The organism is Luteitalea sp., assembly GCF_022842525.1.
GTDB lineage: Bacteria > Acidobacteriota > Vicinamibacteria > Vicinamibacterales > Vicinamibacteraceae > Luteitalea.
In genome coordinates this window covers 1-11,221 of sequence record NZ_JALHPM010000196.1, presented here as the reverse complement: position 1 = coordinate 11,221, position 11,221 = coordinate 1, and the positions used below count along the sequence as shown (strand labels likewise).

General features: G+C 68.5%; 9 protein-coding genes and 2 pseudogenes. 4 read left to right on the top strand and 7 right to left on the bottom strand.

Translation table 11 applies throughout. From position 1 onward, the window contains the following. Positions 1–232, bottom strand: a pseudogene (locus Q0C41_RS25990) (hypothetical protein); the annotation flags it as partial. 47 nt (positions 233–279) lie between these two features. Here Q0C41_RS25990 and htpX point away from each other — a divergent pair. Further along, on the top strand, positions 280–1,122 hold the full coding sequence (gene htpX / locus Q0C41_RS25985; RefSeq protein WP_291988939.1) for a zinc metalloprotease HtpX: 843 nt from the start codon (positions 280–282) through the stop codon (positions 1,120–1,122). Positions 1,123–1,785: 663 nt separating this feature from the next. On the opposite strand, the gene Q0C41_RS25980 is transcribed toward htpX, so the two are convergent. Next, on the bottom strand, positions 1,786–2,781 hold the full coding sequence (locus Q0C41_RS25980; protein ID WP_291988937.1) for a radical SAM protein: 996 nt from the start codon (positions 2,779–2,781) through the stop codon (positions 1,786–1,788). 92 nt (positions 2,782–2,873) lie between these two features. Between Q0C41_RS25980 and Q0C41_RS25975 the strand changes: the two genes are divergently transcribed. Continuing rightward, positions 2,874–3,566 carry a hypothetical protein gene (locus Q0C41_RS25975; protein ID WP_291988934.1) on the top strand — a complete coding sequence of 231 codons (693 nt, stop codon included), beginning with the start codon at positions 2,874–2,876 and terminating at the stop codon, positions 3,564–3,566. A gap of 34 nt (positions 3,567–3,600) precedes the next feature. Further along, the gene (locus tag Q0C41_RS25970) at positions 3,601–4,686 is read left to right on the top strand and encodes a hypothetical protein (RefSeq protein ID WP_291988932.1); all 1,086 of its coding nucleotides are present in this window, start codon (positions 3,601–3,603) and stop codon (positions 4,684–4,686) included. Between the two features lie 22 nt (positions 4,687–4,708). Here Q0C41_RS25970 and Q0C41_RS25965 read toward each other — a convergent pair whose 3' ends face one another. From Q0C41_RS25965 to Q0C41_RS25945, 5 genes are all read right to left on the bottom strand, one after another. After that, on the bottom strand, positions 4,709–5,665 hold the full coding sequence (locus tag Q0C41_RS25965; RefSeq protein ID WP_291988930.1) for a GDP-mannose 4,6-dehydratase: 957 nt from the start codon (positions 5,663–5,665) through the stop codon (positions 4,709–4,711). Between the two features lie 4 nt (positions 5,666–5,669). Further along, positions 5,670–7,988: a putative LPS assembly protein LptD gene (locus Q0C41_RS25960; RefSeq protein WP_291988928.1), complete on the bottom strand. Its 2,319-nt coding sequence runs from the start codon at positions 7,986–7,988 to the stop codon at positions 5,670–5,672. Positions 7,989–8,028: 40 nt separating this feature from the next. Beyond that, positions 8,029–9,336, bottom strand: coding sequence for a Mur ligase family protein (locus Q0C41_RS25955; RefSeq protein WP_291988926.1), 1,308 nt, complete (start codon positions 9,334–9,336; stop codon positions 8,029–8,031). Then, positions 9,333–10,178, bottom strand: a complete 846-nt coding sequence (gene accD / locus Q0C41_RS25950; RefSeq protein ID WP_291988924.1) for an acetyl-CoA carboxylase, carboxyltransferase subunit beta — start codon at positions 10,176–10,178, stop codon at positions 9,333–9,335. The genes Q0C41_RS25955 and accD overlap by 4 nt, the downstream gene beginning before the upstream one ends. Positions 10,179–10,295: 117 nt before the next feature. Next, positions 10,296–10,934, bottom strand: coding sequence for a deoxynucleoside kinase (locus Q0C41_RS25945; RefSeq protein ID WP_291988922.1), 639 nt, complete (start codon positions 10,932–10,934; stop codon positions 10,296–10,298). Between the two features lie 68 nt (positions 10,935–11,002). On the opposite strand from Q0C41_RS25945, the pseudogene Q0C41_RS25940 reads away from it, so the two are divergent. Next, positions 11,003–11,221 (top strand): annotated as a pseudogene (locus Q0C41_RS25940) (hypothetical protein); the annotation flags it as partial.

Sequence of the window (11,221 nt, the reverse complement as noted above, 5' to 3'; positions counted from 1 at the left end):
CCGCGGGCTGTGCGGGACGTGTCGTGGCGCCTGAGGAGGGCGCCGGGGCCGGCGGGCGCGCGGGCACCGCCGTCGGACCCGGTGCCGGTGCGGTCGTCTCTCCCCCGCGGCCGACGGGCTGCGGAGTGACACCGGGCGGGGGCGGAGGTGGCGTCTGCGGTCGGCCCTGCGCGAGCACCGAGGCCGAGGCGAGCACCGCTAGCCAGACGGTCAGCTGAATCACGCGCGTCATGCGTCTTATTGTACGGAGATGGGCGCACTCGCCCTAGAAGAGGCCAAATGACCAGCTCACTGAAGACTGCCGCGCTGCTGGGCTTGCTCAGCGCCGTGTTCTTGTATCTCGGGCAATTGTTCGGCGGGCAGGGCGGTCTGTGGACCGCGTTTCTGCTCGCCCTGGTGATGAACGTCGGGTCCTACTGGTTCTCCGACAAGATCGTGCTCCGCATGTATCGCGCCGCGGAAGTGGGGCCCGGGCACCCGCTGCACCAGCTCACGGCCGAACTCGCGCAGCGGGCGCAGCTGCCGATGCCGAAGGTCTACGTCATCCCGGACGACTCGCCGAACGCCTTCGCCACGGGGCGCAACCCGCAGCACGCCGCGGTGGCCGCCACCGAGGGGATCATCCGGCTGTTGTCGCGCGAGGAACTGGCGGGGGTGATGGCGCACGAACTCGCGCACGTCAAGCATCGCGACATCCTCATCAGCTCGGTCGCCGCGACCCTGGCCGCCGCCATCATGATGGTGGCCCGCATGGCGCAGTTTGCCAGCTTCTTCGGCGGCAGCTCCCGCTCCGACGATGGGGAGGGCTCCAATCCGCTGGTGCTGCTGGTCGGGATCATCGTGGCCCCGTTGGCGGCGATGCTGATTCAGACGGCGATCTCCCGCTCGCGCGAGTTCGTCGCCGATGCGGGCGGCGCGGCGATCGCCGGGTCGCCGATGGGCCTGGCCAGCGCCCTCCGCAAGATCGAGGGCTACAGCCAGCGCGTCCCCATGGACGCCAACCCGGCGACGGCGCACATGTTCATCATCAAGCCCTTCAGCGGCCGTGGCCTGATGTCGCTCTTCAGCACCCACCCGCCGACGGAGCAGCGAATCGCGGCCTTGATGGGAAGGGCCGTGTAGCCCCTGATTCGCTCGGCGAAATGCCGGGAATGCCGCAATGCCGGGAATGTCGAAGGCCTCGGGGTTCGACGGCATTCCGGCATTCGGGTCCTCAGTGGCCTGTGAAGGACATCACCCGCGCCGATGAATGGTCCGGTCCAGCTCGGCATCGTCTGCAGGCCACCCCTCCTCGGGATGCACCGGACGGATTGACGCGGTCGCACCGCGAAGGTCCAGCGAGAGGGTTGCTCTGTAATCCGGGCCGAACGTCGCACAGCGGGCAGTGCCTCGAGTGGTCCGGGCGAGCCCGCTTCATACACACCGCGCATGGCGTCACGGATGGCCGTCATCCCCGCCGCACTCGGCCGAACGCCCCACCACCGGCCACCATGGTCACGCTGACATCACGCACTGGATCAGCGAGCGCCTCGAACACGAACGGCAAGTTGTTCTCGTACGTGTAGCTGTTGCCGACAAACAGCACTCGGAGCGGCGAGGCCAACGAGGCGGAGAGACCTGTCGACTGTACGCAATGTGGGTCGCGCGCACTGTGCACCAGCAAGAACGCGAGAAGGTACATTCGAAGCATGGCTACCCCGACGCCGAGTCAGCCTGGATGCCGGGAATGCCGGGAATGCTGGGAGTGATGTTCTCGGCATTCCGGCATTCGGCATCGCGGCATTGTCAGAACTGGTCCGCAATCCAGTCCGTTTGCCGCCGCACGTCCTCCTCGGGTGTGCGGCGGTGCTCGTTGTGGCGGGCGCGCAGCGTTGCCAGTACCCCCTTCACCTGTGCGGTGTACGCGGGGTCGGGATGCTTGCGCACGTAGAGGCGGGCGTACCTGGCGAGCAGGTGCGGCGCCTCGGTCTCGAGGAACTGAAGGAAGTGATCGCGGCTGCCGTCCTCGAGGTACAGCACGTTGCCGCCCAGCAGTGGGACGCCTGCGTCGTCGATGGCCGCCAGCGTGGCCTCGATTCGGGACGGGTGCGTCGAGAACCCCGGTACGAGGGGGCTCATGAGGACGCCCGCCCGCACCCCGGCCTCCTGCAGATGGCGGACGGCGCGGAGCCGCTGGAGCGGCGGGGCGGTGCCCGGCTCGAGGCGTTCCCACGCGGCGTCGACCGTGGGCACGCTCATGTACACGGTGGCGAGCCCCCGACGTGACATGCGCGCGAGGATGTCGGCGTCACGCACCACCAGGGGCCCTTTCGTGATCAGCCCGATCGGCGTGCTGGCCGCTTCCAGGTGTTCGAGGCAGGCGCGGGTGAGCCGGTAGTGTCCCTCGATCGGCTGGTAGGGATCGGTGGCGGTGCCCACGGCCACGAGTGACGGGGTCCACGAGGGGCGCGTGAGCTCGCGCGCCAGGACCTCGGCCACGTTGCGCTTCACGAAGATGTACGACGAGAACTGATCGCCGGCGCCCATCTCCATCTGTGTCTGGTAGCGACGCGCGAAGCAGTACTGGCAGGCGTGCGTGCAGCCGCGGTACGGATTCAGCGTCCACGAGAACGGCATGCCCTTCGTGCGGTTGAGCGCCGAGCGGCACACCACCTCCTGGTAGTGCGCATCATCGGCACGGCGCCGTGCCGAGGGCAGGGCGGCGACACCGTCCGCCTTGACGAGCGCGGCGACGGCACGGGTGGTGAGGGGCTCCTCGAAAAGCGCCAGCTGTCGCGTCATTTTCGTCTTTTCTTCGCATTGTCACTGCTCGGGCCACGCGGGTCAAGCTGGAGGGATCAACCGCCCGGCAGTTCGGGTAGACTGACCCGGCTATGACATTCAGACTGTTCGCGTTCCGGGCGCTCGTCGCTTCGTCGGTGGTCGTGTTCGCCGGCGCAGCCACGGCGCAAGTTCCCTCCACCCAGGACCTCGTGGGGACCTGGAGCCTGACCATGACGTCGCCGCAGGGCACGCACCCCGGCACGCTCGTCATCAAGGACGAGGCCGGCAAGCTCGCCGGCGCGATGACCGGCGAGATGGGGTCGATCCCCGTCGACGTCAAGACGACCGAGACGGGGGTCTCCATCGCGTTCACCGTGGACTACCAGGGACAGCCGCTGCCGATCGTGCTGGCCGGCAAGGTCGCCGGCGCCACGATGAAGGGCGCGGTGGACTACGGCAACGGCGCGGCGGCCGGTGACTTCACGGCCAGCAAGGGCGGTGCGGCTGCTGGGGCCGGCGCGGCGGGTCCGCTCGCTGGCGCCTGGGACATCACCGGCGATGGCGGTGGCGGCTACTCGTTCAACTTCACGCAGGACGGCACCACCGTTGGTGGCACCCTCAAGACGCCCGACGGTCTCGACATTCCCATCAAGGGCACCCTCGAGGGTTCGGCGCTGACCCTGACCGTGGTCGCCGACGGACTGTCGGGCACCATCAAGGGCACGATCGACGGCGGCGTCATCAAGGGCACGTACGACATCGGCGGCAACGCCGGCGCGTATTCGGCCGCACGGAAGCCGTAAGCGCGTGACGCCCGCGCCGCACAGGAGGCCGGCGGTGCCCGCCGGGGGATCACCGCCGCGCCTGCTGTTCATCGATGCCCTGCGGGGCTTCGACATGTTCTGGATCACGGGCGGCGACATCCTCTGTCGCGCGCTCGCGGTCTGGCTCGGGTGGGCGTGGCTCGACCACCAGATGGAGCACCTGCCCTGGGAAGGGTTCGTGTTCTACGACCTGATCTTCCCGCTCTTCATCTTCATCGTCGGCATCGTGTTGCCGATGTCGCTGCAGCGATACGAGGCGAAGCCCTCCGCGGCCTATCCGCGCATCCTGCGTCGAGTCGCCCTGCTGCTCCTGCTCGGCTGGATCAACTGGGGGTTGTTGCAGTTCGACCTGGCGGCGATGCGCTGGCCGGGCGTCCTGCAGCGGATCGCCATCTGCTATCTCTTCACGGCGCTCGCGGTGCTGCATCTGCGGATGCGGGGCCAGGCCATCCTGGCCGCGTCACTGCTGCTCGGCTACTGGGCGCTCCTCGCCTTCGTGCCGGCGCCCGGCTTCCAGGCCTACGACCTGTCGCCCGAGGGCAACCTCGTGGGCTACGTCGATCGGCTGGTGCTGCCTGGCACGTTCTGCTGCTATCCCTACGGCGACAACGAAGGGCTGCTGTCGCACATCCCGGCGGTGGCCACGTGCCTGTTCGGCGCGCTGACGGGATGGTGGTTCATGCAGCCGCGGCCCGCCATGCAGAAGCTGCGCGGACTGGTGCTGGCCGGCGTCGCGAGTCTGCTGATCGGCATGGCCTGGTCACCGCTGTTCCCGGTGATCAAGAACCTGTGGACGAGTTCCTACGTGATGATCGCGGCAGGCTGGAGTCTGCTGCTCGTGGCCGTCTTCTACTTCGTCATCGACATCCAGGGGGCGCGGCGCTGGGCCTTCCCGTTCGTCGTGATCGGGATGAACGCGATCACGATCTACGTCACGCAGGAGTTCATCAACTTCCCGGATATCGCGAAGTTCTTCCTCGGTGGCGTGGCGTCCCTCTCGGGGGCCGCGGGTCCGGTGATCCTGGCCATCGGCGGCATCGCCGCCCGCTGGATCTTCCTCCGCTACCTGCACCGCAACGGGACGTTCCTGCGGGTCTAGGGAATTTCAGGATTTCTGGATTTCAGAATCTCACCATCCGTCGCTGCTCCTCGAGGATGTCGGCGAGTGTCTGCGCCATGGGGATCTCGGGGCGCCAGCCGGTGGCGGCCGACAGCCGCGCGTGGTCTCCGAGCAGGAGCGGCACGTCCACCGGTCGCAGCTTCTCCGGCGCTACGACGACCTCGATCGGTCGTGCCACCAGCGCGCGCAGCATCGCCAGCAACTCGCCGATCTCGACCGCCTCACCTCGGCACGCGTTGTAGATCTCGCCGCGGGCCCCGTGCTGCATCACGAGACGGTAGGCGCGCACGATGTCGCGCACGTCGGCGAGATCGCGCCGTGGCGTGAGGTTGCCGACCCGCATCGGCCCGGCGTCCAGGCCCGCTTCGATGCGCGCCACCTGATGGGCGAACTCCGGGGCGAAGAACCCCGGGCTCTGCCCTGGCCCGATGTGATTGAACGGGCGCACCACGACGACGTCCAACTGCTCGCGCCGCGCGGCTTCGAGCGCCACCATTTCCTGCGCGAGCTTGCTGACGCCGTACGGCGTCGACGGCGCGATCGGCGAATCCTCGGCGAGGGCGCGATCCGAGGGCGCGTAGACGACCGCGGACGTGGTCACCAGCACGCGCGCGTCCGGTGCGTGGCGTGCCACGGCGGCCAGCAGCACGTGGGTGACGTAGGCGTTGAGCTCGAGCGTGAGATCGGTGTTGGCCCAGGCGGCGCCCTGGTTGGCCGCCCCGGCGAGGTGATACACGGCCGAAGGTTGCAGGGCCGCGATCGCGCGGTCGACGGCCGCGGCGTCACGCAGATCGATGGCGGTCCAGGTGATGTCGTCATCGCCGGCCAGCGCGGTGCCGCGCGGTGGCTCACCGGGCCGGTACCACCCCTGCACCGGCGTTCCCTCGCGCCGCAGCAGCGCCAGCAGGTGCGTGCCCGCGAAGCCGGCAGCACCCGTGACCAGGACAGGGCGGGGCATCTGCTTAGAACGAACGGTTGCCGAAGCTGCCCGAGGTGCCGGTGTTGCCACCGAACGCCCCCAGGAAGTTCGAGAACGTGCCCAGCCCTGCCAGCGTGAAGCCGATGTTGAAGCGGCGGTCCTGTGGCACGGAGAACGTCGAGAACTGCGGGAAGTTGTACTGCTGATACTCGACGACGATGCCGCAGCACTGCGCGTTGTAGTACCCGACGATGCGCTGGTCGAGCATCACCGAGCGGCCGATGTCGTAGTAGAACGAATACGTGCCGCCGAGCCGGTTGCCCCTGGTGCGGAAGCTGGTGCTGGCGTTGAAGAAGTTGTCCGGACGTGTCGGGTCGAACGAGAACTTGCGCTGGCTCCAGCCGCCGTTGACGTCGAGCCACTGCGACAGCGCGTAGGTGCCGTTGATGCGGATGCTCTGGAACTCGCCGGCACGGTCGTCCCAGTCGAGGCGCGTCGTGATCGACGTCTTCTCGCTCGGCGCGAAGGCGGCGCCGAGGTTGATCGGCGAGAAATTGCTGGGCGCGCGTCCGAAGAAGTTGAGCGGGAATGCCCCGAAGTCGTACAGGCTGGCCTGAGGGTCGCTGTAGTAGCTCTGGGTCAGGCCCACCGTCAGGAAGTCGCGGGTCCTGGCCGTCGAGGCGCCACTGCGCCGCTTGGCCGTGAAGCGATTGACGATGCCGTAGGCGATGCGGGTGGTGCCGCCGTAGGTGAAGTCGTAGCCTTCGAGCTTGGGGATCCGGTCGTAGTTGTCGAAGGCGGTGAGGCGCTGCACCGTGAAGGTCGGCTCGATGGTGTGCTTGTACTTCTCGCCGTAGCCGTTGTTCGGCGTGTCCCACACCCGCGAGAACTTCGGTCCGACGATGTCGGTGCGCAGATCCCAGTAGGAGCGCGTCAGGGGCGCGTCTTCGGGGATGCCGCCGAGACGCCCGTTGGCCTGCGGGACGTAACTCTTGTCGTAGCGGGTGTAGTGGTAGGAAATCGACGAGTTGAACGTCAGGTACGGCAGCTTGTTGAAGGGGACGCGAATCGTCGGATTGACATCGAAGCGGTTGAGGCTCGAATCGAGTTCGCGGTCGCCGTCCTTGTCGATGCGCGCAATCGAGACGTGTTCGCTGTTGAAGCTGTAGTAGATCGGCGTCTTGCCGATGCGGCTCTGGGCGAGGCTGTACGACAGCCGCGGCGTGCCGCCCTGCAGGCTCGAGTTCGTGTCGGAGTAGAACAGCTCGGTGGTGTCGTAGGTCGCACTGACGCTCTGCCGGCCCCAGTTGCCCGAGATGTTGCCGCGGACGCTGCGCGTGCGCGACGACCAGTCATACGGATTCTGGTTGAAGGTCGCGCGCGTGACGACACTGGAGAAGTAGTCGACGTTGCCGCGGGCGCGCAGACCGAGCGGCAGCACCTGGGCCACGTTGGCGCGGATCTCGTAGTTGGTCGCCGCCGGCGTCGTCACCGAACCGAGCGAGCTCGTGTACGTCGCTTCCTTCTCCTTCAGGTAGTAGGTCGTGACGTTGCCCTGGGACCCGCGGCCGGCGACGTAGCGATACTCCCCGCCGACGCCCTGCCCTCGCTTGGCGAACCAGTCGTGGTAGACGGTGGCGTCCTGGCTGCGGTTGATGGCCCAGAAGAACGCGTTGCTGACGCTGGGGCCGCGGATGACCGAGGAGCCATACGTCGGCAGCAGGAAGCCGGTGGCGCGGTCGTCACCCTGGATGGGGTAGTACATCACCGGCAGGTAGAACATCGGCACGCCCTTCACCTTCAGCACCGTGTTCTTCATGATGGCGTACTCGTCGAGTTCGACCAGCGACGTGCTCGACACGAGCTCCCAGCGCGGCGTCGGCTGCACGCAGCTGGTGAAGCCACCGCGCGTGATCTTGTAACGCTTGGGTCCGACCTTCTCGATCACCTCACCGTAGAACAGCGCGTCGGGTTCCTGCGTGCCGAAGAAGCTCTTGTCGACCTTGTCGCCGAGGTAGGTCGAGCCGGTGGCGTTGTGGAACGTGCCCACCTTGGTGTCGAGGTTGAACTCGAGCCGCTCGGCGGCGATGCGTGTCTGGGGCGACGTGTAGACCACGTTGCCGGTGGCCACCATCAGTCGCGTCTCGGTGTCGTAGTCGACCTGATCGGCGAAGAACTTCTGCTTGCCGGCGTCGTCGGTCATCTCGACCTCGCCGAGGAAGCGGAACTTCGAGCCGTCGATCTCGATCTTCAGCTGGCGCGACAGCTTGAAGCCCGGGACCTGCTGCGCGTGGGCGGCCACGGGGAGCGCGGCCAGGACGAGCAGGAGCGCGAGGACACGGAGCGTCGGAATGGATGGCACGGGCTGGACAGGGAGGTCGGGCGTGGCGACCCGCAGAATATCACGCGGGATCGCGCGCCCCGGCCTGGTCGTCGAGCCAGCCGCGGACGGCGCCGACGAGAAACAGCGAGCCCGCGACCACCACCTCCGCACCGTCTTCGGACGCGCGCGCCATGGCCGCGGTTGGCGTGGCGGCGGCCTCGACGGGCATCGCGGGAGCCAGCCGCGTGATCAGGGCAGCCAGGTCGTCGGCCGGCAGCGCGCGAGGGAAGTCCACGGCCGTGGCGATGACCCGACGGGCATGCGGCAGCAGCGGCGTGAGAAGTCCCGCCACGTCCTTGTCGCGCATGCAGGCGGTGACCAGCGTGACCGGCGAGAATCCGCTGCTCTGCAGCCAGCGGGCGAGGGCCGTGGCACCCGCAGGGTTGTGTGCGCCGTCGAGCACCAGTGGCGCGCCGCCGGGGAGATGCCGCCGCTCCAGGCGTCCCGGCCAGCGCGCCTCGCGCAGCCCGGCGGTGATGGCGTCCCGCCCGCCGCCGATGCCGCGGGCCTCGAGCACTTCGAGCAGGCGCACGGCCACGACGCCGTTGGCCACCTGATGTCGCCCCGGCAGCGCCAGTGCCACCGGGCCGTAGTGGCGCCATGGCGTCTCGAGGCGCAGCGTCGTCTCGCCGGCCGTCTCCGTGGCGTCCACCACGACGTCCTCGGCCGCGAGGACCAGGCGGGCGCCCCGCGCCCGGCAGGTCTCGGCGATGACGGCCGCCGGCTCCGTCTCCGTGACGCCGCTCACCACGATGGCGTCGGGCATGATCACCCCGGCCTTTTCTCCGGCGATCGCCGTCAGCGAATCGCCCAGCTGCGCCATGTGGTCGAGGGCGATCGAGGTGATCGCCGCGTACGGCGCCCTGACGATGTTGGTGGCGTCGTGCCGACCGCCGAGGCCGACCTCGATCACGGCGACCTGCACGCGTGCCTCGCGGAAGATGACGAAGGCCGCGGCGGTGGTCAGCTCGAAGTAGGTCGCAGGACCGCCGAGGGTGCCGGCGGCGAGCAGGGCGTCCTCGGCCTCGAACACGGCCTGCAACGCCGCGTCGAGCTGCCCGTCGTCGACATCGACGCCGTCGATGGCAAAGCGCTCACGCACATGCAGGAGATGTGGCGACGTGTAGCGACCGACGCGCAGCCGCGCGGCCTGCAGGGCCGCGGCGACCATCGCCGTGACCGAACCCTTGCCATTGGTGCCGGCGACGATGACCGGGAGGAAGGCCTGCTGCGGCTGCCCGAGCGCGGCGACCAGCGCGCCGATCGTGTCGAGCCCGAGCTTGAGCCCGAAGAACTCGCGGGTGGCGAGGCGGTCCTGCGGCGTCATGCCGGCGCGTGCATGAACCTCAGCGCGTCGGCGACCGCGGCCTTCAGCTTGCGGCGGTCGACGATCATGTCCACCATGCCGTGCTCGACGAGGAACTCGGCGCGCTGGAAGCCCTCGGGCAGCTTCTGGCGAATGGTCTGCTCGATGACGCGCGGACCGGCAAAGCCGATGAGCGCCTTCGGCTCGGCGATGTTGAGGTCACCGAGCATCGCGAAGCTGGCGGTGACGCCACCGGTGGTCGGGTCGGTCAGCACGGAGATGAAGGGCAGGCCGGCGCGATCGAGTCGGGCCAGCGCCGCGCTGACCTTGGCCATCTGCATCAGCGACAGCGTGCCTTCCATCATGCGGGCCCCGCCCGAGCACGACACCACGACGACGGGCCGGCGGTACTGCAGGCCACGCTCGATGGCGCGGGTGATCTTCTCGCCGACCACCACGCCCATGCTGCCGCCGATGAAGGAGTACTCCATCGCGGCGATCTCGGTCTCGATCCCGTCGATGGTGCCGGTGCCACAGACGATGGCGTCCTTCAGGCCGCTCGCCTCCTGCGCGGTGCGCAGCCGCTGCGAGTAGGGCTTGGTGTCGATGAAGTTCAGGGGATCGGTGGAGGCGAGGTCACGGTCGTGCTCGACCCAGGGCCCGTCGAACAGCATGGCCAGCCGGTCGGCCGCGCCGAGCCGGAAGTGGTGGGCGCACTTGGGGCAGACCTGCAGGTTGCCGTCGAGGTCCTTCTTGTAGAGTGCCTGGCTGCAGTCGGGACACTTGACCCACACGCCTTCCGGGATGCGGCTCGTCTTCTGCGCCGGAGCGATGGGTTTGGGAACGCGCTTGAACCAGGCCATGGCATTCGTCGCGGCGACGCGGCGGCGGAGACGGGCTCCGGTCGCCCTGTCCGTCGGCAGGCGAAGGGACAGGTTAGTCAGCCGCGGAGGGGAACGCAAGGGCTGGGCGCCCGGCCCCTAGCGCTGCCGGGGAACGTAGTACTGCGTGCCCTGCTGCATGTGCTCGATCTGTCGCAGCAGATCCTCGACGTCCTCGTCGTGCCAGTCGAGGTCGAGCGACGAGGTCTCCACCACCAGCAGCGGCGCCCCCGTGTAATGGAAGAAGAAGTGGTTGAACGCGTCGTTGAGCTCGCCGATGTGGTGGTCGTCGGCGAGTCGACGGTCCGGGGAACGCCGGGCGCGGTCGCGCAGGCGCTTGCGCAGCCGGTCGGTCGGGCACTGCAGGTAGACGACGACGTCCGGGGTGGGGAGGTCGCGGGCCAGCAGGTCGTACAGGCGCTGGTAGATGAACAGTTCGTTGTCGTCGAGGGTCAGGTAGGCGAAGATCTTGTCCTTGTCGAATAGGTAATCGCACACCGTGGCCTGACTGAACAGGTCGCCCTGGCGAAGCGTCTCCTGTTGCCGGTGTCGAGCCAGCAGGTGGAAGAGCTGGGCCTGGAATGCGGCGCCGGCGACTTCGGACTTCCGATCGGGCGCAAACGGGTTCTCGACATCGTCGAGGACGAGGCTGGCGTCGAGGCGCTGGCCGAGGCGCTCGGAGAGCACGGCCTTGCCGACACCGGGAGGGCCCTCGATCGCGAGGTAGCGCGCGTCCACGTTGCGCCTGAGTATATCGACGCGCTTCGAGGAGCGGCAAGTCGCGCGTGCTAGCATGCGCCCGAGTGATGACGCGTCGCCTGTTGCCCCTCGCCTCGCTGGCGGTGGCCACCGCCTGTGCGTCGGTTCCGCCGCCGCCTCCCCCGGTCGTCGCCCCGCCGTACGAGCCCAAGATCGCCAGCATCCTGCGCCTCGAGGACCACCGCGTCCTGGAGGATGCGCAGTCGCGGCCCGCCCCGCCACCGCCTCCGGCCGTCGATCGGCGCGGCCGGCCATTGCCGGCACCA

Bases quoted from the DNA above. Each gene is read 5' to 3' on its own strand.
- Q0C41_RS25975 (WP_291988934.1), top strand. From the start codon at position 2,874: ATGACATTCAGACTGTTCGCGTTCCGGGCGCTCGTCGCTTCGTCGGTG.
- Q0C41_RS25965 (WP_291988930.1), bottom strand. From the start codon at position 5,665: ATGCCCCGCCCTGTCCTGGTCACGGGTGCTGCCGGCTTCGCGGGCACG.
- accD (WP_291988924.1), bottom strand. From the start codon at position 10,178: ATGGCCTGGTTCAAGCGCGTTCCCAAACCCATCGCTCCGGCGCAGAAG.
- htpX (WP_291988939.1), top strand. From the start codon at position 280: ATGACCAGCTCACTGAAGACTGCCGCGCTGCTGGGCTTGCTCAGCGCC.
- Q0C41_RS25980 (WP_291988937.1), bottom strand. From the start codon at position 2,781: ATGACGCGACAGCTGGCGCTTTTCGAGGAGCCCCTCACCACCCGTGCC.
- Q0C41_RS25955 (WP_291988926.1), bottom strand. From the start codon at position 9,336: ATGACGCCGCAGGACCGCCTCGCCACCCGCGAGTTCTTCGGGCTCAAG.